The sequence below is a fragment of the Streptomyces collinus Tu 365 genome (genome assembly GCF_000444875.1).
GTDB classification, from domain to species: domain Bacteria; phylum Actinomycetota; class Actinomycetes; order Streptomycetales; family Streptomycetaceae; genus Streptomyces; species Streptomyces collinus_A.
Genome location: NC_021985.1, coordinates 7,893,379 through 7,916,530, shown reverse-complemented (window position 1 = coordinate 7,916,530; position 23,152 = coordinate 7,893,379). Strand labels below are relative to the sequence as shown.

General features: G+C 75.1%; 7 protein-coding genes. 5 read left to right on the top strand and 2 right to left on the bottom strand.

Annotated features, from left to right (window positions below):
- Window positions 1–219: 219 nt before the first annotated feature.
- Window positions 220–1,566: a glycosyltransferase 87 family protein gene (locus B446_RS33940; RefSeq protein WP_020937611.1), complete on the top strand. Its 1,347-nt coding sequence runs from the start codon at window positions 220–222 to the stop codon at window positions 1,564–1,566.
- Between the two features lie 160 nt (window positions 1,567–1,726).
- On the opposite strand, the gene B446_RS33935 is transcribed toward B446_RS33940, so the two are convergent.
- Window positions 1,727–2,101 (bottom strand): type II toxin-antitoxin system PemK/MazF family toxin, encoded by a 375-nt coding sequence (locus B446_RS33935; RefSeq protein WP_020937612.1) that lies wholly within the window; start codon window positions 2,099–2,101, stop codon window positions 1,727–1,729.
- A gap of 288 nt (window positions 2,102–2,389) precedes the next feature.
- On the opposite strand from B446_RS33935, the gene B446_RS33930 reads away from it, so the two are divergent.
- Both B446_RS33930 and B446_RS33925 read left to right on the top strand, forming a co-directional pair.
- The gene (locus B446_RS33930) at window positions 2,390–2,641 is read left to right on the top strand and encodes a hypothetical protein (protein WP_043476952.1); all 252 of its coding nucleotides are present in this window, start codon (window positions 2,390–2,392) and stop codon (window positions 2,639–2,641) included.
- Window positions 2,642–2,651: 10 nt separating this feature from the next.
- On the top strand, window positions 2,652–3,836 hold the full coding sequence (locus tag B446_RS33925; protein WP_020937614.1) for a flotillin family protein: 1,185 nt from the start codon (window positions 2,652–2,654) through the stop codon (window positions 3,834–3,836).
- Here B446_RS33925 and B446_RS33920 read toward each other — a convergent pair.
- Window positions 3,833–4,054: a hypothetical protein gene (locus B446_RS33920; RefSeq protein ID WP_020937615.1), complete on the bottom strand. Its 222-nt coding sequence runs from the start codon at window positions 4,052–4,054 to the stop codon at window positions 3,833–3,835. The two genes, B446_RS33925 and B446_RS33920, sit on opposite strands and share 4 nt — an antisense overlap.
- 569 nt (window positions 4,055–4,623) lie before the next feature.
- On the opposite strand from B446_RS33920, the gene B446_RS33910 reads away from it, so the two are divergent.
- Entirely contained in the window at window positions 4,624–12,558 is a 7,935-nt protein-coding gene (locus B446_RS33910) for a non-ribosomal peptide synthetase (protein WP_020937616.1), read from the top strand.
- Entirely contained in the window at window positions 12,555–23,111 is a 10,557-nt protein-coding gene (locus B446_RS33905) for a non-ribosomal peptide synthetase (protein WP_020937617.1), read from the top strand. Before B446_RS33910 ends, B446_RS33905 begins: the two co-directional genes overlap by 4 nt.
- Window positions 23,112–23,152: the final 41 nt, after the last annotated feature.

Here is a 23,152-nt window from a genome sequence, read left to right as displayed (position 1 = left end):
CCGCAGCGCCCGCCACCAGGCACTTTGTTTTGTTCACCGTGGCGTGCGGTGGCTGCTGAACAACGTGCCGAGCGCTGGAGTGGTGGTCACGGGCCTCGTTCCAGGGGCCGGTACCGCAGCGCGCGGTCCCTGCGCACAGACGCAACGAGAGACGACATGACCCTCACGAAGGGGGCGGCGACACCGCCCTCACGCACTGCCCGAGGTGTCCTCACGGGGGTGGGACACCTCGGGCAGGCCTCCCCGCCCGCACGGCCCGGGCGACGGCGCTTCTCCCTCGCGCGCCGGGCTCCGGCCCACTGGCTCGGATGCACGGTCTTCGCGGTGATCCTGGCGATGACGACGGGGCTCGGCCCGCACCGGGTCTGGGGTGCCTGCGCGGCGGCCGGATACGGCACGGCGGCGCTGCTCGCCCTGCGCGACTCGCGCACCGGGAAACGGGCCGCGGTGACGGCCGCGCTCCTCGGGGCGGTCGTGGTGCCGCTGGTGGTGCTGGTCGTCTCGGGTGCGGCCCAATCGGAGGTCGGGGTCGTCGAGCGCTCGGGGGCGCTGTTGCTGCACACCGGCAGCCCCTATCTGCCGCATCCGGCCCACACCGTGGACTACAACCCGTATCTCCCGGGGATGGCCCTCTTCGGCGTCCCCCGCGCTCTGTTCGGCGACGGTCCGCTCACCGACGCCCGCGTCTGGTTCTGCCTCACCTTCCTGGTCTGCATGTTCTTCGCCGCGCGGCGCCCCGCCGGGGGGCTCGGCCCGACGCCGGCGGGCGCGGTGTCGCTGCTCGCCGCCTTCCCCGCCGTGGCGCTGCCGCTGGCCGTCGGCGGGGTGGACCTGCCGGTGGTGGGGCTGATGTGCCTGAGTCTGGCGCTGGCCGGCCGTGGCGGCTCGGGCACGGCGGCCGGCGTGGCGATGGGCGTGGCGGCCGCGCTGAAGTGGACGGCGTGGCCGCTGCTGCCGGTGGCGCTGGTCCTGCTGGCGGTCACGGCGGGCCGCCGCACGGCGTTGCGGGCGGCTCTGGCCGCGCTGTCGGTGGCGGCCACGGCCGTCGTGCCCGTCGCTCTCGCCGACCCGCACGCCTTCGCCGAGCACGTGGTGCTCTTCCCGCTCGGTGCGGGCGGGGTCCGCTCGCCGGCGGCCAGCCCACTGCCGGGCCGTCTGCTGGCCGTGTACGTGCCGGGTGGCGCCGCTCTCGCGACGGCCGCGCTGGTGGCCGCCGCGCTGGGGGTGACGTTGTCGCTGCTGATACGGCCGCCCCGTACGGTCCGTGCGGCGGCGGACCGGCTGGCGGTCGGCCTGGGGCTCGCCATCTGCCTGATCCCGGCGACCCGCTTCGGCTATTTCGTCCTGCCGCTGGTCCTCGCGGGCTGGTTCCGGTACACGTCGAAAACCGGTGGCTCTTCCTCCGCGCGCCCGGCCAACCTGCCTCCGTATCCAGTCCCGGGGCGTCCGGACTCCGACCGGCTCTCCGGTGGCCTGGCCGCCTCCGGCGACATCACCCTTCAGGCGATCCGCGCGCAGCCTGCCGCAGGTGCACGAGACGTTCAGCGCGGGACGTTCAGCACGTGACGCGGAGCCTCATGCGTATACCGGCGCCCCTCGACCACAGCAGCGGCAGGGCGGCCCTGCCGGTGGCAGCCTGACGAGGTGCCAGGCGTGCGGCTGCGGAGATGCACACGGGGCAGTTCCAGCGGGCGCAGCCACCCCGGAACAACCACGCCTACGGCTGTCAGAGGGGTCCGCTCCTCCCCCGGCCTCCGGAAAGTGAGACCTGCTCGAGTCCACCGGCACGGAGGGCATCCTCGATCTCGCCGAGCTTCGCTGACGACAAGACTCCCACCTGCTCGGTCAGATCTTCCCGGGCCAGCGTGACCAGCCAAGTGCACGGGACGAGACCGGGACGTGGCAGCGCCACTCGGAGGACGCCCTCGAGAGGCAGCCCATCGGACGCCCCCACGGCCACCTCGACGGCCACACCGCTGATCTCCGTCCCCGCGGGAGCGACGACCTGCATCGCCAGGAACCCGGACGCTTCGTCTCCTGACAGCAGTACTACCGGCCGCCGCTCGTCAAAGTCCGCCAACCAGACCTCGCCGCGCTGCATGTGCCCTCCCGACGCAGGATCGCGGGGGAACCTTGCACGCCCCCGGACCGAACACCTCATTGTCGGCCGTAATCCAACCAGTCCAGCGGTCGCGGCGGCCGGTGAACCCGGTGAACCTTCGCGGTCACAGCACTGGACACGCGTCGGGCGACCTTTGCGTGCGTAGCGCCCGGCCTGACTTGCGCCTGGCGGGGACGGGAACGCCTCACGCCCGCCCACCCGTTGGGTCGCGGCTCCGCTGGGTCTATCGTCTGAATTCTGAGGTCTGGACGAGGAGGACGGCCGGTGATGCCGCAGGACGACGCCGTGATCGGCTGCACGGGAAAGGTGCTCATCGGGACGCGGGGATCCGCGGGCCCCGGAGAGGTACTGGTGCGGGTCCGAGGCGGCTCCGAGACCTTTCTGGCCTGGTCCGAGGACCCCCTGCCCGCGGGCGCGACGGTCCTCGTGATCGAATCGCGGGGATGCCGGAAGGTCGGCGTCATCGAGTGGGTGGATCCATTGGAAGCGCTGGGCGGAGAGGCCGCCGGCGCAAGCTGAGGAGTACAGCATGTTCGGATACCGCGTTCCCGCTCCCGACGAGGCGATGTTGATCTCGGGGGGCCGGCGGGGACTGGGGGGCGCGCCGTTCCGAGTGGTCACGGGGCACGGGAAGTTCGTGCTCCCGGTCTTTCGCAAGGTCCGCTTCCTCACCTTGTCGATGTGCGAGTCCGAGGTCACCGAGACCTGTGTGACCAAGCAGGGCATCTCCCTGCACGTCCGCGCGGTCATCGCCTTCAAGGTCGGCAACGACCCCGAGAGCATCATCAACGCCGGTCAGCGGTTCCTCTCCGACCAGGAGCAGATGTCGGTGCTCACCGGCCGGATCTTCGCCGGGCACCTGCGCGCCATCATCGGCTCCATGACGGTCGAGGAGATCGTCACCGAGCGCCAGAAGCTCGCCGCCGAGGTGCTGGACACCTCCAAGACGGAGATGGCGACGATCGGCCTGATCGTCGACTCCCTGCAGATCCAGTCGATCGACGACGGCGACACCGGTTACATCGACGCGATGTCGGCCCCGCACAAGGCGGCGATCCAGCGGCAGGCCCAGATCGCCCAGGCCCAGGCCACCCAGGCCGCAGTCGAAGCGGAGCAGGCGGCGGCCCGGAAGCAGGCCGAGTACGCCCGACAGACCGCGATCGTCAAGGCTGAGTACTCGGCCGAGGTGGACCGCGCCCAGGCGGAGGCCGCACAGGCGGGGCCGCTGGCCCAGGCCCACGCCCAGCAGGAGGTGCTGGCCGCCCAGACGGAACTGGCCGAGCGCCAGGCGGAGCTGCGTCAGCAGCAGCTGGTCGCCGAGGTCGTCAAGCCGGCCGAGGCCGAGGCCGAGCGGGTGCGGATCCTCGCGGCCGCCGAGGCTCAGCGCATGAAGATCCAGGCGGAGGCGGCGGCCTCGTACGACCGGGTGGCGCTGGACCGGATGCTGATCGACCAGCTGCCGCAGATCGTGAAGGAGGCGGCGGGCGGCCTCGCGGGCGCCCAGGTCAACGTCCTGAACGGCGCGGACGGCCTCGGCGAGATCGCCGCCGGCCTGGTGTCCCAGGGCCTGACGATCCTCGACTCGGTGCGGCAGAACATGAGCGGCCAGGACAAGAACACCAAGGCGGACAGCAACACCGGCTCCCAGGGGCTGCTGCAGCTGCGCTCGGGCAAGGAGCGGCCGTCGGACAACGGTCCGGTGAACGTCGACTAGCTCATCCGGTGGCATGGACGACGGTGAAGTGCCGGTCGGTGGCCGGTCCGCAACACGTCCAGCACCGCCACCGCCAGTTCCTCGGCGCTGATGCGGGACTCCCCGTCGGCGCCGAGGAACAGCGTGCCGGTACCGCGCCCGTAGCGACCGGTGCGCTCACCGGATTCCCGTACGGCCGGGGAGCTCAGGTACTCCCGGTCGCCGCCGGTGCGCAGCATGTTTTCAGTCGGCCGGTCCGCTGTCGGATTTCGCAGCGAGGCGCTGCCGCTCCACCGCCGCGGACCGGATGGCCGGCCCGCCGGCGCCGTCTCCCGGCAGCGGCGGGAACGCGGCGCGCAGCAGTTCCTCGGCCGCCTGCAGGTCTTCCGCGGTGCCGGTGACCGGCCCGCCTGTGGTGAACCGCGGCTGGTAGTGAGACGGCTGGCCGCCTGCTCCTTCTCCGGTTCGGCGACCAGGTGGGCACGGGCGGCGACCACGGCGCTGCGGGAAGGCCCGGCGCTGTCGCCGCCGTTCCAGGACACGTGGCGGTCGACCTCGCGGTGGCCGTGAGGGACGACCGATCGCAGGACCGCGAGGCCGCGGCCGCTTGCCGAACTCCCCGTGCCGCGCCCTCACATCACCTTCGCGGGCGCCGTTGACGCCGTGTCACGGATTCGCGTGACCGGGAACCGCCGTGACCTCCCGCGGGCCTGTCAAGAGGCTATTTCTTGGGACTTTCGGGGCAGTTGATCGTCACGGAAGGTGGTCCTCGCGTCGTCGTCGTACGAAACCGAGGAGAGCCTGCCGCATGTCCACTGATGACCACGGGTCGCTGCCCCTCACCTCGGCGCAGGCCGGTGTCTGGTTCGCGCAGCAACTGGATCCCCTGCGCCGTGACTTCGCCATCGGCGAATACCTCGAGATCCACGGGGCCGTCGACTCCGGGCTCTTCCAGGAGGCGCTGCGCCGGATGCTGGCGGAGACCGAGGCGCTCGGGATGCGCTTCGGGGAGGCGGACGGAAGGGCGCGCCAGTGGCCCGCCGCCCGGGCGCCGTTCGTGCTGGAGACCCTCGATGTCAGCGGTGCGCCCGACCCCCTCGCCGCCGCCGAGACGCGCATGCGGGCCGAGCTGGAACGGCCCATGGACCCGGCCACCGGTGACGTGCACCGGCAGCTGCTGGTGCGCACCGGGCCCGCGTCCTTCTGCTGGATGCAGGGCTATCACCACATCGTCGCCGACGGCGTGAGCGGACTGCTCCTCGCGCGCAGGGTCGCCGCGCACTACTCGGCGCTGGTCGCCGGGGAGTCCGCGCCGCCGTCGGACGCCGCGCCCTGGCGGGACATCGTGGCGGAGGAGGAGGCGTACCGCGCCTCCGATGCCTGGCAGGCCGACCGGGCCTTCTGGCAGGACGCGCTCGCGGACGCGCCCGAGCCGGCCGGTTTCGCGGGACGGCCCGCCGAGGGCGGCCCGGCCGCACCGACGAGCACGGTCGTACGGGTGCGGGGCGACCTGCCCGCCAGCGACGCGCGGCTGCTGCGCGAGGCCGCGCGGACGTACGGGACGCGCTGGTCGGCACTGGTCATGGCGGCGGCCGCCGCCTATCTGCACCGGGTGAACGGCACCGAGGACGTCGTGCTCGGCCTGCCGGTCACCGGGCGCGCGACGGCCGCGGCCCGCCGGACCCCCGGCATGTTCTCGCGGGTGCTGCCCTTGCGCCTGTCCGTGACCGGGACGATGACCCTGGACGACCTGGTGCGCCGTACCTCGGCCGGCATCAAGGAGGTGCTGCGGCACCAGCGGTACCGCTTCGAGGAGGTGCACGCCGGGGGGCGGCTGTGGGACGCCACGGTCAACCTGATGTCCTTCGACTACGGAGTGGACTTCGCCGGGGCCCCGGCCATCGCGCACAACCTCTCGGTCGGCCCTGTGGACCACCTCACCGTCAACGTCTACGACCGCGGCGGCGACAGCCCGCTCACCGTCCAGGTCGAGGGGGACGCCACCGAGGTGGACGAGGCGGAGGCCCACCGGCACCGGGCCCGGTTCACCCGGTTCCTCGCCGCCCTCGCCGCGGCGGGGCCGCAGGCCCGCGTCGACGCGCTGGAGCTGCTCACGCCCGACGACGAGCGGCGCCTCTCCGCGTTCGCGGACGGCGGGACGGCCGAGGTGCCCGCGCACCGCTGTCTGCACGAGCTGTTCGAGGAACAGGCCGCGCGCACCCCGGACGCCGTCGCCGTCGTCTGCGACGGCGAGGAGGTGACGTACGACGCTCTGGACGCGTGGGCCGAGGCCGTGGCGCGGCGGCTGCGGCCGGTGACGGAGCCGGGCCGCCCGGTCGGTGTACGGGTGGGCCGCTCGCCCGCGATGGTCGCGGCGCTGCTCGGCGTCCTCAAGGCGGGCGGCTGCTATGTGCCCCTGGACCCCGCGCTGCCCGCGGCCCGCGTGGCGTACGTGGTGGAGCGGGCCGGGATCCGCGCGGTCGTGGCCGGTGCGGACGCCACCGGGTCGCTACCGGAGCACACCGCGGTGGTGCCGGTGCCGGTGTACGGGCCAGCGGCGCCGTACGCCGACGCCTCTGAGGGGCCGGACAGGACCCCGCTGCCGGCGGCGGCCGCCGCGTATCTGCTGTTCACCTCGGGCAGCACCGGCGAGCCGAAGGGGGTCGTCGTGCCCCATGCGGCCGCGGTGGACTCCGTGCACGCCCATCTGGCCTTGGCCGGCGTGCGGCTCGGGCAGGGCGCGGGCGAGCGGTTCCTGGGGTTCGCGTCGTTGTCCTTCGACGTGTCCGTGCTGGACGTGTTCGGTGCGCTGCTGAGCGGCGGCGCCCTCGTGCTGGCCGCCGACGAGGAGCGCACGGACCTCGACCGGCTGCAGTCGCTGATGGTCCGCCAGGCGGTGACCGTCGCCGATCTGCCGCCCGCGCTGCTTCCGCTGCTGGATCCCGGCGCGGTGCCCGCGCTGCGTTTCCTGTCCACCGGCGGTGAGGCACCCTCGGCCGACGCGGTGGCGCGCTGGGCGGCCGGCGGCCGTGAGGTGTGGAACTGCTACGGCCCGACCGAGGCCACCGTCGAGGTGACGGTGCACCGGTGCGCATCCGCCCCGGACGGCCGGGTGCCGCCGATCGGACGGCCGATGCCCAACCACCGCGCCTACGTGGTGGACTCCCGGTTGCGGCTGCTGCCGCCCGGCGCGGCGGGCGAACTGTGCGTGGCGGGCACCGGGCTGGCGCACGGGTACGCCGGACGGCCGGGCCCGACCGCCGGGAGTTTCGTACCCGACCCGTTCTCGGGCGTTCCCGGGGCGAGGATGTACCGCACGGGCGACCTGGTGCGCTGGTCGCAGGACGGCGTCCTGGAGTACCTGGGCCGGATCGACCAGCAGGTCAAGGTGAACGGCTACCGCGTGGAGCTCGGCGAGATCGAGGCCGTGCTGGGCCGGCATCCCTCGGTGCGCCAGACGGTCGTCGACGTGCGGCCCGCACCGGGCGGCGGGCGCCGTCTGGTCGCCTTCGTCGCTCCGCAGCCCGGCGGTACGGTCGCCGCCGCGGACCTCACCGCCCACCTCGCGCGGTTGCTGCCGCCCTACATGGTGCCGCACACCTTCGTCACCCTGGACTCCCTGCCCCTGACCGCAGGCGGGAAGGTCGACCGCCGGGCGCTGCCCACGCCGGAACCCGCGCCGGAGGCGGGAACGGAGGGTCCGGTACGGGAGGCCGTCGGCCCCGTGGGGACGCTGTGCGGGCTGTTCGCCCAGGTGCTGGGCCGTCCGGTCGCGCCGGACGACAACTTCTTCTCCCTCGGCGGTGACAGCATCGCCGCCCTCACCCTGGTCAGCCGCGCCCGGGGGAAGGGGTTCGCCTTCACCCTGGGTGACGTCTTCACGCACAAGACCCCGGCGGCCCTCGCCACCGCCGGCGCACCGGCCGCGCTACCGGAGCCGGCCGGGCCGGCCGAGGCCTGCGGGGAGTCGGCGGCGACGCCCGTGATGCGGTGGCTGCTCGACGGGCCGGGGCCGGTCGGCCGGTTCAGCCAGTCGATGACCCTCACCCTGCCCGCCGGCGCGGACGACGCCCGGCTGGTCCGCACCCTCCAGACGGTCCTCGACCGCCACGCGGCGCTGCGGATACGGCTGGCCGAGGGCGCCGACGGCCGGCCCGCGCTGGTGATCGGCGCACCGGGTTCGGTCGACGCCGCCGGGGTGCTGCGCCGGGCCACCGGACCGTGTGACGCGCGGACCGCCGCCGACGAGGCGGCGGCGGAGCTGGACCCGTGGCGCGGAGTGCTGGTGCGGGCCGTGCGGTGGGAAGGGCCTGGCGGGCTGCCGGACCGGCTGCTGCTGTGCGTCCACCACCTGGCCGTGGACGGCGTGTCCTGGCGCATCCTGCTCGAGGACCTCGCCTCCGCCTGGGACATGGCGGACGGCGACACGGCCCCGGTGCGGTCCGCGGACGACCCGGGGACGCCGTTCCGTGCCTGGGCCGCCCATCTCCAGGAGCTGGCCGCGTCTCCGGAGGTGCTGGCCGAACTGCCCCACTGGCGCCGGACCCTGGCACCCGAGGACGACGTCACGGCGCGGGGCGGCGGCCGCGCCGCGAGCCGCGTCGGCCTCACGCCGTCCGAGGACGCCGCCCTGCCCGCGGACGAGGGGACACCCGCGCCCTGGGACCGTGTGCCGGACCCGGTGCGTGACACCGTCGGCACCACCCGCAGCCGCACGCTGACCCTTCCGGCGCAGTGCGCCGGACCGTTGCTGACATCGGTGCCGGCGGCCCTGGGCACCGGTCCCGCCGAGGTGCTGCTCACCGCGCTCGCGCTGGCCGCCCACCACCCGCGCGTCATCGCACCCCGCGGTCCCGGTTCCCTGCTGCTGGACCTGGAGGGCCACGGCCGGACCGACCGCACGGGACGGCACGACCTGTCGCGCACGGTGGGCTGGTTCACCACCCAGTACCCGGTGCGGCTGGACCTGCGCGGCCTCGACGTGGCCGCGGCATGGGAGGGCGACGGCGACGCGCTGGCGGCACTGGCGGAGCGGGTGCACGGCTGCCTCGCCGTGGTCCCCGGCCACGGCACCGGATACGGCCTGCTGAGCCGCCTGAACCCGGCGACCGCCGGCGAGCTGGCCGGACTCCCCCAGCCCCGCGTGCTGTTCAACTATCTGGGCCGGTTCGACGGCGCGGGCGACGCACCCTGGACCCCGGCGCCCGGCACCGGCGGACTGGGCGCCCACGCCGACCCGGCCATGCCCGTCGAGCACTGCCTCCAGATCGACGCGCTGGCCGTGGAGGAGCATGCCGGTCCGGTGCTCACCGCCGTGCTGACCTGGCCGGAGGGACTGCTGGCGCAGCGCGAGGCCGACGCGCTGGCCGACGCCTGGCTCGAGGCGTTGCGCCTGCTGGCCGGCTCCCGGGTGCGGGCGGCCGTTCCCGCCCGCACCGACCTCGCGCCGGCGGGCCTGTCCCGCGCGGACGTGGCCCGTCTCGCCGGACACCACCCGGGCCTGACCGACGTCCTGCCCCTGTCGCCCCTGCAGGAGGGCCTGTTCTTCCATGCGGCCTTCGACGCGACGGGCACGGACGCCTACACCGGGCAGATCGTCCTCACCCTGGACGGCCCGCTCGACGCGGACGCCCTGCGGCGGGCGTGCGACGCCCTGCTGGAGCGGCACGACGCGCTGCGGGCGGCCTTCACCGACCGGGGGCTCGACCGGCCCGTGCAGGTGGTGACCGGTGCCGCCAAGGCCCCGTGGACCGCGGTGGACCTCACCGGGCGCCCGGCGCGGGAACGTCACGCCGCCTTCGTGCGGCTGCTCGCCGACGACCGGGCCCGGCGCTTCGACCTGGAGCGACCGCCTCTGGTGCGCTTCACCCTGGTCCGCACCGACGCCGACCGGCACCGGCTGGTGATGACGAACCACCACATCCTGTGGGACGGCTGGTCCTCCGCCGTCCTGCTGCGCGAACTGCTCACGTCCTACGCCGAGTCGAGCGGGGCCGCACCGCGTGCTGTTCCCGCGCCGGCCGTGCCCTACCGCGACCACCTGGCGTGGCTGGCCGGCCAGGACCGGGACGCGGCGACGGCGGCCTGGCGCGAGGCACTGGCCGGCCTGGACGAGCCCGTGCTGCTGGGCTCGGCGGACCCGAACACCCTCGGCGCGTTGCCGGAGCGGACCACGGTGGAGCTGTCCGCGGAGACGACGGCCCGGCTCACCGCACGGGCCCGTTCCGCGGGCATCACCCTCAACACCGTCGTCCAGGGCCTGTGGGCGATTCTGCTGGGCCGTCTGACGGCCCGTACGGACGTGGTCTTCGGGGGCACGGTCTCGGGGCGCACCGCGCCGGTCGCGGGGATCGAGAGCATGGTGGGGCTGCTGATCAACACCCTGCCGGTGCGTTTCCGGGTACGGGACGAGGAGACCCTGCTCGACGCCCTGATCCGCTTCCAGGACGAGCAGGCGCCGCTGATGGACCACCAGCACCTGGGGCTGGCGGACATCCAGCACGCGGCAGGGCTCGGCACCCTGTTCGACACGGCGGTCGTCGTCGAGAACTACCCCCTGGACCTGGCGGGGATGCGCGACCTCGCGGGCCCGGTGCGGCTCGCCGCCGTGGACGGCACCGACGCGACGCACTACACCGTCAACCTCCTCGCCCTGCCCGGTGAGCGGCTGCGGCTGCACCTCGACCACCGGCCGGACGTCCTCGACGCCCGCGCCGCACGGAGCGTCGCGGAAGGACTGGAGCAGCTGCTGACGGCGCTGGCCGAGGAACCCGGCACGCCGGTCGGCGAGGTGGACGTCGTCTCCGGCGGGCAGCACCGGCTGCTCGCCGAGTGGAACGACACGGCCGTACCGGTGCCGCACACCACGCTCGTGGAGCTGTTCGCGCGGCAGGCCGCCCGCACCCCGGACGCCGTGGCGACCGTGTTCACGGGCGAACGCCTGACCTACGCCGAACTCGACGCACGGGCGGAGGAGCTGGCCGCCGTGCTGCGGGCGCGGGGTGCGCGCCCGGAGGAGATCGTCGCGGTCGCGCTGCACCGGTCCACCGAGCTGGTGGTGGCGCTGCTCGCCGTGCTGAAGTCGGGCGCGGCCTACCTGCCGGTCGACCCGTCCCTGCCGGCGGAGCGGATCGCCTTCATGCTGTCCGACGCGGCTCCGGTGCTGCTGCTGACCACCTCGGACGTCGACACGGTCCTCCCGGGCGGCGCACCGGTGCCCCGGCTGCTCCTGGACGCCGCACCCGGGGAGACCGCCGGCCGGGGGACGGGCCTGTCCGCCGGGCCGGCCGGCGTGCTGCCCTCTCACCCCGCCTACGTCATCTACACCTCCGGTTCCACCGGCCGTCCCAAGGCCGTCGTCGTCGAGCACCGGGCGATCGTCAACCGGCTGCTGTGGATGCAGGACCGGTACGGCCTCGGGCCCGACGACCGGGTGCTGCAGAAGACGCCGTTCGGCTTCGACGTGTCGGTGTGGGAGTTCTTCTGGCCGCTGCTGACCGGCGCCGCACTCGTCGTCGCCGAACCCGGCGGCCACAAGGACCCCGCGTACCTCGCGCGCCTGATCCAGGAGGAGTCGGTCACCACCGCACACTTCGTGCCGTCCATGCTCGCCGCCTTCGTGGCCGAACCCACCGCCGCCGGCTGCCGTTCGCTGCGCCGGGTCGTGTGCAGCGGCGAAGCACTGCCGGAGGAACTGAAGAACCGCTTCTGCGATGTGCTCCGCGTACCGCTGCACAACCTGTACGGGCCCACCGAGGCGGCCGTCGACGTCACCCACTGGGAGTGCCGCCGTGCGGACGAGGGACCGGTGCCCATCGGGCGGCCGATCTGGAACACCGCGTTGTACGTGCTCGATCCGCGGGGCCGGCCCGTACCGATCGGATTCCCGGGCGAGCTGTTCCTCGCCGGGTCGGGTCTGGCCCGCGGCTATCTGCGGCGGCCCGCGCTGACCGCGGAACGCTTCCCGCTCGATCCGTTCGGTCCGCCGGGTACGCGCATGTACCGCACCGGTGACATCGCACGGCTGCGGGCGGACGGCGCGGTGGAGTACCTCGGCCGCACCGACGACCAGGTGAAGATCCACGGTTTCCGCATCGAACTCGGCGAGATCGAGACCGCGCTGGCACGGCAGGACGGCGTGCGGCAGGCGGCGGTGGTCGTCCGCGAGGACACCCCGGGCGAGCGCAGGCTCGTCGGCTACGCCGTGCCGGCGCCGGGGGCCGCGCCCGACGCGTCGGCGCTGCGCGCCGGACTGGCGCGAACCCTGCCCGAGTACATGGTGCCGCTGGTGGTCGTCGTGGACGGCCTGCCCGTCACACCCAACGGCAAGCTCGACCGCCGCGCCCTGCCGGCACCCGCCGCCGGGCCCGCCGGACACGAACCGCCGGACGGCGATTTCGAGGAACTGGTCGCCGCCGTGTGGTGTGCGGTGCTCGGCGTCGAGGGCGTCGGACGCCACGACGACTTCTTCGCCCTCGGCGGCCACTCGCTGAGCGCCACCAGGGTCGCGGCGCGGCTGCGCCAGTCGCTGGCGCTGGACCTGCCGCTGCACACCCTGTTCGAACAGCGGACCGTCGCCGCGCTGGCCGCGGCGGTGGAGGCCGCCCTTCTCGCGGACATCGCCGCCTCCACGGCGGACGACGCGCTGCCCCCGGCGGACGGCGCACGTCCCTCCTCGTCCGCCACCGCATCCCCGTCCCCCACGTCCTTCGTGGTCCACGCATCGCAGGGAGAGACCTCGTGACCATCCAGGAGAGCACGCCGGGCGCCGTCGACAGCCGGCTGGCCGCCGCCCGTGAGCTGATGCGCCGCCGGGTGCAGTCGGCCCTGGCCCAGACGTCGGCAGACGTGGACGGGACCACCACGTCCGCCGCCCCCGCGCCGCGCACGGCCGGCACCGGAGCGGCCGCCGAGCCCGTCGCCTCGTTCGCGCAGGAACGCATGTGGCTGGTGGACCGGATGCGGAGCGGCGCCTCCGGCTACGCGATACCGGAGGTCGTGCGGCTGCGCGGGCCGGTGCGCCGTGATCTGCTGCGGCGCAGCCTGACCGGGGTCGTCGGGCGGCACGCGCCGCTGCGGACGGTGTTCGAGGAGCGGGACGGGCAGCCGGTGCCCGTCGTGCTCCCGGCCCCCGACGAGGTGCCGTTGGCCCTGCTCGACCTGGGCGCGGACGGTGACGGCTCCGCGGCACCGGACGCCGAACAGCGGGCCCTGGACCTGGCGCGGGAGGAGGCGCGCCGTCCGTTCGACCTGGCCACCGGGCCGCTGCTGCGCGCCCTGCTGATCCGCCTCGGGGCGCAGGACCACGTCCTGGTGCTGGTGGTCCACCACATCGCGACCGACGGCTGGTCCATGTCACTGCTGTGGAAGGAGCTGTCCGAGGGCTACACGGCGCTGCTGCGGGGCGTGCCGGCGCGTCACCCCGAACTGCCGGTCGCCTACCAGGACCACGCCCGCAGCCAGCGGGAGCGCCTGGCGAGCGGCGCCCTGGACACGGGGCTGCGGCACTGGGAGGAGCGGCTGGCCGGCCTGGAGCCGCTGGAGCTGCCCGCGGACAGGCCGCGGCCGACCCGGCGCAGCGGCGCCGGGCACAGCCTGGAGTTCACCCTCGACCGGGAGCTCACCGACCGGCTGCGGCGGCTGGCCGAGGCGCGTGGGGTGACCCTGTTCATGACGCTGCTCGCCGCCTTCCAGGCGGTCCTGGCCCGGGTGTCGGGCCGTACCGACATCGCGGTCGGCACGCCCGTCGCGGGCCGGGACCGGGTCGAACTGGAGCCGCTGATCGGCTTCTTCGTGAACACGCTGGTGCTGCGCACCGACCTGTCGGGCGACCCCGGTTTCCACGAGCTGCTGGGCCGGGTCCGTCAGGTGACGCTGGACGCCTACGACCACCAGGAGGTGCCGTTCGACCGGCTGGTGGAGCATCTGAACCCGGAACGGTCCGGCGACATGAACCCGCTGGTGCAGGTGATGTTCGCCGCCGCGGGTGAGGAGACGGCGGCGCTGCGGCTGCCGCAGGTGGACGTCGAGCGGATGCCGTGCGACTTCGGCGCGTCCCTGTTCGACGTGAGCGTGTTCGTCTCCGAGGGTGCCGACCGCTGCACCGGCTCGCTGGTGGTGGACACCGACCTGTTCGACCCGGCCGGCGCCGAACTGCTGGTCGGGCACTACCTGGAGCTTCTGGCCGCGGTGGCGGAGGAGCCCGGCCGACCGCTCGGACAGCTGCTGCCGGGCGCCGGGACCGCCGCCCGGATCGTCGCCGGCGGGCACGGCACCGTGCGCGCCGACCTGGCCCCGGCCACGCCCGCCGGGCTCTTCGCCGGCCAGGCGGGCCGCTCCCCCGGTGCCACGGCCGTGGTCTGCGGGACCGACCGGCTCACGTACGCCGAACTCGACGCCCGCACGGACGCGCTGGCGGCGCGGCTGCGGGCCGCCGGGGTGGGCCGGGAGACGCCGGTGGCGCTGCTCATGGAGCGCTCGGTGCACGTGCCCGTCGCGATGCTGGCGGTGCTGAAGGCGGGCGGGGCCTATGTGCCGCTCAACCCGGCCTTCCCGGTGCGGCGGCTGCACTGGATGCTGGAGCACACCGGCGCCCGTCTGCTGCTCACCGATCCGGCCCTGGCCGGGCACGAGGCCGCCACGGCATCGCCCGTACCGGTCCTCGACGCCACCGGGGGCCCGCGCCGGGAGCCTGGGGCACCGGACGAGCACGCGGGGCCGTGCGCGCCGGACGAGGATGCGGGGCCGTGCGCGCCGGACCAGCTCGCCTACATCATGTACACCTCCGGCTCGACGGGCGAACCCAAGGGCATCGGCGTCACTCAGGGCAACATCGCGGCCCTCGCCCGCGACTCCGCGTTCGGCACGGCGCACCGCCGGGTCCTCGCCCACGCCCCGCTGGCCTTCGACGCCTCGACCTACGAGGTGTGGACGCCGCTGCTGACCGGCGGCACGGTGGTGATGGCGCCGCCCGGACGGATCGGCACCGACACCCTCGCCCGGCTGGTGCGCGAGCACCGGATCACCGCGCTGTTCCTCACGGCGGCCCTCTTCGACCTCGTCGTCGAGGAACGGGTGGAGCTGCTCACCGAGGTCCGGGAGGTATGGACCGGCGGTGAGGCCGCGAGCGCCACGTCCTTCCGCCGGGCCCTCGCGGCGGCCCCGGACACCGTGCTGGTCAACGCCTACGGCCCCACGGAGACGACGACGTTCGCCACCGTCCACCGGGTGGACGCCCGCGCCGGCGGCACGGTGGCGGGCCGGGTGCCGATCGGTTCGGCGCTGGACGACACCCGGCTGTACGTGCTCGACGAGCGCGGGCGTCCGGTGCCCGAGGGTGCGGTCGGTGAACTGTGCGTCGGCGGCACCGGGGTCGCCCGCGGCTACCTGGGCCGGCCGGGACTGACCGCCGAGCGGTTCGCCGTCGACCCGTACGGGCCGCCCGGGGCGCGCATGTACCGCACCGGGGACCTGGCCAGGCGGCGCCCCGACGGCACCGTCGACTACCTGGGCCGCGCCGACCAGCAGGTGAAGATCCGCGGCTTCCGCATCGAGCCGGGTGAGGTCGAGGCGGAACTGACCCGGTGCCCGGGGGTGGGCCGTGCCGCCGTCGTCGTGCGTGAGGACACCCCCGGCGAGCCGTGCCTGGTCGCGTACGTCGTGGCCGCGCCCGGCGCCGACCCTGCCCCCGACGTGCTGCACCGGGCTCTGGCGGAGCGGCTGCCGGCCTACATGCTGCCCGCCGCGATCGTGCCGTTGCCCGGCCTGCCGACGACACCCAACGGCAAGCTGGACCGGCGTGCCCTGCCCGCGCCCGGCGAACGAGCGGTGAGCCGGGCCCGGTTCGAGGAGCCGGCCGGCGCCACGGAACGGCTGGTCGCCGAGGTGTGGGGCGAGGTGCTCGGGGCCGGCCGCGTCGGCCGCCACGACGACTTCTTCGCCCTCGGCGGCCACTCCCTGCGGGCCACCCGGGTGGTGTCCCGCCTCGGCGTACGCCTGGGCACCGAGGTGCCGCTGCGGCTGCTGTTCGAACACCCGGTGCTGGAGCGGTTCGCGACCGCGCTGGACGCGCTGCGTGCCGAAGCGCCGGACACCGTCGCGGACCGGGTCGTCCCGCGTCCCGCCGGCACCGCGGCACCGCTGTCCTTCGCGCAGCAGCGCCTGTGGTTCCTGGACCAGCTCCAGCCGGGCCGCCCCGACTACAACATCCCCGTCGCCGTCCGCCTCGAGGGCACGCTCGACGCCGACGCGTTGCTCGACGCCCTGCGCACCGTGGTCGCCCGGCACGAGGTGCTGCGCTCGCGGCTGGCGGAAGGACCGGACGGGCCGGTGCAGTCGGTGGAGCCGGCCGAGGTGTTCGTGCCGGTCGTCACCGACCTTTCCGGGGTGGTGCGCGAGGAGGCCCGCTCCCGGGCCCTCGGCCTGGCCCACGGCGACGCCGCCGCCCCGTTCGACCTGTCCCGGGCGCCCCTGCTGCGGGCCCGCCTGGTCCGCGTGGACGCGCGGGAACACCTGCTCGTCCTCGTCCTGCACCACACGGTGGGCGACGGCTGGTCGATGCCGGTGCTGTGGCGGGAGCTGTCGGACGCCTACGCCGCGCTGCGGCGCGGTGAGCGGCCCGCCCTGCCGGTGCTGCCCGTCCAGTACGGCGACTACGCCCACTGGCAGCAGCGCCGGCTGGCCGAGGGCGCCGTGGACCGCGGCATCGCCCACTGGCGGGAGCGGCTCGCGGCGCTGCCCGCACTGGAGCTGCCCACGGACCGGCCCCGGCCGCTCACCCGGACCGGTTCGGGCGGGTCGCTGACCTTCGAGCTGCCGGCGGAACTCGCCGGACGGCTGGGCGCGCTGGCCCGCGAGCGCGGAGCGACGCTGTTCATGGTGCTGCTCGCCGGCTTCCAGGCGCTGCTCGCCCGGTGGACGGGACAGCACGACCTCGCCGTCGGCTCGCCCGTCGCGGGCCGGGACCGCACCGAACTGGAGCCGCTCGTCGGCTTCTTCGTCAACACGCTGGTGCTGCGCACCGACCTGTCCGGCGACCCGGCGTTCGGCGAGGCGGTACGCCGGGTGCGGGAGACCGCGCTGGCCGCCTTCGAGCACCAGGACGTGCCCTTCGACCGGCTGGTGGAGGAGCTGCGTCCGGAACGCGACCTGAGCCGCAACCCGCTCTTCGACGTCCTCTTCCAGCTGCACCCGGACCAGTTGGACACGCTGCCGCTGGAAGGGATCCGCACGACCTCGCTGGACACGGCGAACGGAACGGCCAAGTTCGACCTGAGTCTGGCCCTCACCGAGCACCCGGACGGTCTCACCGGCACCCTCAGCTACGCCTCCGACCTGTTCGACGACACCACGATGGAGCGCTTCGCCGGTCACTACGCGCGCCTGCTGCGCTCCGCGGCGGCCGACCCGGACACCCCTCTGTCCCGGCTGGAGGTACTGGGGCAGGAGGAGCGCGCGGCGCTGCTCGGCACGGACGCGCCCGGCGAGCGCGAGCTCCCGGCCCGGGCGGCGACGCTGCACGCCCTGGTCGAGGAGCAGGCGCGGCGGCGGCCCGACGCCGTCGCCGTGACCTGCGCGGGGCGGACCACCACGTACGCGGAGCTGGACGCCGCCGCCAACCGGCTCGCCCGGCGGCTGCGGGAGCTGGGCGCCGTCCCGGGTGCGACGGTCGCCGTGGCGACGGGGCGGGGCACCCGCACCGTCGTCGCCGTCCTGGCCGTGCTGAAGGCGGGTGCGGCGTACGTGCCGGTGGACCCCGGCCAGCCGGCCGAGCGCGTCCGGACGGTGCTCGGCGACAGCGCGGCGCGGGTGGTGGTGACCGACGGTTCGCCCCAGCCGGCCCCGACCGGTTCGCCCGGCTCCGTCCCGGGCGGCGTGACGGTGCTGGACCTGGCGCGCGAGCGGCCGCTGATCGACGCGCTGCCGGCCGCACCGCTGGCCGACACGGCCGGACCCGGGGACCTCGCCTACCTGCTGTACACCTCGGGCTCCACCGGGCGCCCCAAGGGCGTCGCGGTGCCGCACGCCGCGATCACCGGGTATCTGGCCGCGCTGTGCGGCGTCTTCGGTCTCGGCGAGGAGGACACCGTCCTCGCGAGGACCGCGCTCACCTTCGACCCGTCGGTGCGCGACCTGTTCGCCCCGCTGTCGACGGGCGGCCGTGTCGTGCTGGCCACCGGCGACGAGGCGGACGACCCGGACGCGCTGGCCCGTCTGCTGCACACCGAACGGGTCACCGCGGTGCTGTCCGTCGTCCCGTCGATGCTCGCCCTGGTCGTGGCCGCCTCCCCCGGCCCGTCCGCCGACCTGCGGCTGGTGCTGACCACCGGCGAGGCCCTCACCGCACCCCTGGCCGGCGCGGCCCGGGCCCTGGGCACCCCGGGACGCCTGCGGCTGGTCAACCAGTACGGGCCGACCGAGTGCACCAACACCACGACGTACCACGTCGTCACGGACGAGGACGTGGCCCGCGGGCGCGTCCCCATCGGCACACCGCTGCCCGGCGCCCGGGTGCGCGTCCTCGGCCCGCGCCTGGAACTCCTTCCGGCGGGCGCGGTCGGTGAGCTGTTCATCGCCGGGCGCGGCGTGGCCCGCGGCTACCTCGGCGATCCCGGCCGCACCGCCGGCGCCTACGTGCCCGACCCGTACGGTCCGCCCGGCAGCCGCATGTACCGGACCGGTGATCTGGCCCGGCTGCGGGCCGACGGGGTGCTGGAGTTCCACGGCCGGCGCGACAACCAGGTGAAGGTGCGCGGGCACCGCGTGGAGCTCGGCGAGGTCGAGGCCGCGGTGCTGCGGCACCCCGCCGTGGCCCGCACGGCGGTGGCCGCGCACGGCGAGGGCGGCGACCGCTCCCTGGTGGCCTACGTGGAGTGGCACGCGGACGGCGCCCCGCAGGGCGGTGGGGCGGAGGTGCTGGACACGGTGCGCGCGGCGCTGCCAGCCGCGCTGGTGCCGTCGGCGGTCGTGGTGCTCGACGCGCTGCCGCTGACACCGAACGGCAAGACGGACCGCAGGGCGCTGCCCGCGCCCGGCCCGGGCGGCTCCGGCCGCGCGTTCGTCGCACCGCGCACGGCGCTGGAGCGGACGGTCGTCCAGGTCTGGGAGGAGGTCCTCGGGGACGGCCCGGTCGGTGTCCGGGACCACTTCTTCGAGCGGGGCGGCCACTCGCTGAAAGCCACCCGGGTGGTGTCCCGGCTGCGCAGGCTCCTCGGGCTGGACGTCCCGATGCAGTCGCTGTTCCGCCATCCGGTCGCCGAGGACCTCGCGCGGACCCTGGCCTCGCTCGGCGCGGACGAGCAGCCCGCCATCCCGGTGCTGCCCGCGGGGCCGTCGCCGCTCTCCTTCGGCCAGCAGCGGCTGTGGCTGCTGGACCGGCTGCAGCCGGGGCGCCCCGACTACAACATGCCCGGGGGCCTGCACCTGTCCGGGGCGCTCGACGCGCGGGCCGCGCTCGGTGCCCTGCGGGACGTCGTCACCCGGCACGGGGTGCTGCGTTCCCGCGTCGAGGAAGGCGGACCCGGTGGAGCCGCGCTGCTGGTGACCGAGCCGGCCGAGGTGTTCGAGCCTGTCTTCACGGACCTGTCCGGCGAGGACTCCGCGAGCGCCGGCCGGCGGGCCCGGGAGCTGGCCGCTGCGGACGCCGCCCGGCCCTTCGACCTGTCCCGCGCTCCCCTGGTGCGCGCCCGGCTGATCCGGACCGCGCCGCACGAGCACCTGCTCGTGGTGGTCGCCCATCACGCCGCGTTCGACGGGTGGTCGGCCGGGGTGTTCTGGCGGGACTTCTTCGCCGCCTACCGTGCGCGGACCGAGGAGGTTGCCGAACCGCTCGCCGAACTCGCCGTCTCCTACCGGGACTTCGCTGCCTGGCAGCGCGAACGGCTGACCGGTGAGGTGCTGGAGCGGCAGCTCGCCCACTGGCGCGAGCGTCTTTCGGGCCTCGTCCCGCTCGACCTGCCCACGGACCGCCCACGCCCCGCCACCGCGTCCGGGCGCGGCGACCGGTACTCCTTCACGGTGCCGGCGCCGCTCGTCGAGGGACTGCGCGCCCTCGGCCGGGACCGCGAGGCGACCCTGTTCATGGTGCTGCTGGCCGGCGTCCAGGCGCTGCTGGGCCGCTGGGCCGGTGCCCACGACGTGGCGGTCGGCTCGCCGGTGGCGGGCCGGGACCGCGGCGAACTGGAGCCGCTGGTCGGCTTCTTCGTCAACAACCTGGTGCTGCGCGCCGACCTGTCCGACGACCCGGCCTTCGGCGACCTCGTGTCCCGGGCCCGGGACACGGCGCTGGAGGCGTACGCCCATCAGGAGGTGCCGTTCGAGCGGCTGGTGGAGGAGCTGCGCCCGGAACGCGATCTGAGCCGTAACCCGCTGTTCCAGGTGATGCTCGTCCTCAACGAGGAGCCGCCCGCGCAGCCCCTGCCGGCGGGGCTGACGGCCGAGGCCCTCGAACTGGACAGCTCCGCGTCGAAGTTCGACCTGTCGTTGTACTTCACGGAGGAGGCGGGTGAGCTGCGCGGCGAGGCGGTGTTCGCGACCGACCTCTTCGGGCCGCCGAGCGTCGCCCGGATGGCGGCGGCCCTGCTGGAGCTGCTGTCCGCGGCCGTCGCCTCGCCCGGTACCCGCGTCGGGGCGCTGCCGCTGCTCCCGGCCGGGCAGGAGAAGGAGGACGCCGCCCGCTGGAACGACACCGCCGAGCCGGTCCCCGCGGCGCCGCTGCACGTACGGATCGGGGAGCAGGCCGCCCGCACCCCGTACGCGCCGGCCGTCGACGACGGCTGCCGCAGGCTCGACTACGCGGGGCTGTGGGAGACGTCGGGCCGGGTGGCCGCACGGCTGGCCGCGCTCGGCGCGGGCCCGGGCACGGCGGTCGCGGTGAGCGTGGACCGGTCGGTGCTGCTGCCGGTCGCCCTGCTGGGCGTCCTGCGCAGCGGCGCCCGGTACGTGCCCGTCGACCCCGCCTATCCGGCCGAGCGGATCGCGCACATGCTGTCGGACAGCGGTGCGCGGCTGCTCGTCACCTCGGACGGCCCGGACGGCCCGCCCGCGGTCGGCGATCAGGTCCAGGTCCTCGACATCGCCGCTCTGGCCGACGACCGTGCACCGGCCGGTACGCCGGCACCGGTCGCGGTCCACCCGCAGGACCTGGCGTACGTCCTGTACACGTCCGGCTCGACCGGGCGGCCCAAGGGCGTCATGGTGCCGCACCAGGCGCTGGCGAACTTCGCCCACGACATGGTGGCCAGGCTGGGGACGGGTCCCGGTGACGTCGTCGCCGCCGTCACCACCGCGTCGTTCGACATCGCCGTCCTGGAACTGCTCGTACCGCTGTCCTGCGGTGCCCGGGTGCGAGTCGTCGACCGTGAGACGGCCCGGGACGGCAGGCTGCTCGCCAAGGAGCTGGACTCGGCCGGGGCCACCGTCGTCCAGGCCACGCCCGCCACCTGGCACCTGCTCATGGAGGCCGGCTGGGAGAACCCCGGGGTGCGCGCCCTGTGCGGCGGCGAGGCCCTGCCGACGGCCCTGGCCGCCCGGATGCGGTCCGCCCTGGGGACCGTGTGGAACGTCTACGGTCCGACCGAGACGACCGTCTGGTCGACCGCGTACCGCCTGCGCCCCGCGGACGCCGGCGGACCGGTGCCGATCGGCCGGGCGCTCGCCAACACCCGGCTGCACGTGCTGGACGAGCGGCTGCGGCCGCTGCCGGTGGGCGTGTTCGGCGAGCTGTACATCGGCGGTGACGGGGTGGCCCGCGGCTACCACGGCCGGCCCGGCCTGACCGCCGAGCGGTTCGTCGCCGACCCGTTCGACGCGGGCGGCAGGCTGTATCGCACCGGTGACCTGGTGCGCAGGCTGCCCGACGGCGGCCTGGAGTACCGGGGCAGGGCGGACAGCCAGGTGAAGGTGCGCGGCCACCGCATCGAGCTGGGCGAGATCGAGGCGGCGCTCGTGCGCCGTCCCGAGGTCGCGGCGGCCGCCGCCGCCGTGCAGGGACAGGGGGTGGACGCGGTCCTCGTCGGCTATGTGGTCTGGCGCGACGGGGACGGCGATACGGCGGCGCTGCGCGACGTCCTGCGCGAGGAGCTCCCGGCCCCGATGGTGCCCGGTGTCCTGCTCCCGCTGGAACGGCTGCCGCTCACCCCGAACGGCAAACTCGACCGCCGGGCACTGCCCGCCGTGGCGCCGGGTGCCGCCCGTGCGGGTGACGTGCCGATGGTGGCCCCGCGCGATGCGTCCGAGCTGCGGATGGCACGGCTGTGGGAGGGCGTGCTCGGCGGCGGACCGGTCGGCGTCCGGGACGACTTCTTCGCCCTGGGCGGCCACTCGCTGAAGGCGCTCGAGCTCATGTCCGCGGTGCGCGCGGAGTTCGGCGTGGACCTCCCGCTGAGCCTGGTCTTCCGCAGGCCGACGGTGGAGCTGCTGTGCGAGGCGCTGCCGGAGGCGGCCGCCGCGTCCGGCCGGCTGCTGATGCCGCTCCGCGACGGAGACGACGGCCGTCCCCCGCTCATCCTGTTCCATCCGCGCGGCGGTGACGTCGTCTGCTACCTGAACCTGGTCCGCGACCTGGCGGCGACCTGCGACGGCTCCCGGCGGGTGCTCGGTGTGACGGCGGTGGGCTGCGACCGGGACGAGACACCGCTCGAAGAGGTCCCCGCCATGGCCGAGCGCTATCTCGCGGAGATCCGCGCGGAGGTGCCGTCCGGCCCCTATCTGCTGGCGGGCTGGTCGTTCGGCGGGACCGTGGCCTTCGAGGTCGCGGCCCGGCTGGAGGCGGCCGGTGAACAGGTCGCCTTCGTCGGCCTGATCGACTCCGCCGCGCCGGGCACGGGTGCCGGGGCGGCACCCGAAGCCGGGGACGACGACCTGCTGCGCCACGGGCTCGCCGCCGGGCTGGACGCCGACCAGGCCCGCGCGCTCGACGAGGACGCCCTGCTCGAGGTCCTGGCCCGCAAGGGCCGTGCCAACGGCATCCTCCCGAGGAACGGCGCCCCGCGGGCGCTGCGCCGGATGCTGCGGGTCGCCACGGCCAACGGCACGGCGGCCGCCCGGTACCGCACCGGGGCCGTCCTGGACACCCCGGTGCACCTGTTCACGGTGTCCGAGGTGCACACCGACCTCACCACCGCACTGGTGGACCCGGCTCCCTGGCGGGCGCACGCGAGCGCCGTGCACCGCGTTCCGATCCCCGGCAACCACCACACGCTGGTGGATCCGCCGCACAGCGCGGTGCTGGCGGACCGGCTCGCACAGGCGCTCGCCGACGCGACGCGACCGACCGATGAACCCGGCCGCGAGCGCTGAAGCCCGACACCGACCGATGAACCGAACCGACGGACGAGGAG

Bases quoted from the DNA above. Each gene is read 5' to 3' on its own strand.
- B446_RS33920 (WP_020937615.1), bottom strand. From the start codon at position 4,054: ATGCTGCGCACCGGCGGCGACCGGGAGTACCTGAGCTCCCCGGCCGTA.
- B446_RS33925 (WP_020937614.1), top strand. From the start codon at position 2,652: ATGTTCGGATACCGCGTTCCCGCTCCCGACGAGGCGATGTTGATCTCG.
- B446_RS33935 (WP_020937612.1), bottom strand. From the start codon at position 2,101: ATGCAGCGCGGCGAGGTCTGGTTGGCGGACTTTGACGAGCGGCGGCCG.
- B446_RS33910 (WP_020937616.1), top strand. From the start codon at position 4,624: ATGTCCACTGATGACCACGGGTCGCTGCCCCTCACCTCGGCGCAGGCC.
- B446_RS33930 (WP_043476952.1), top strand. From the start codon at position 2,390: ATGCCGCAGGACGACGCCGTGATCGGCTGCACGGGAAAGGTGCTCATC.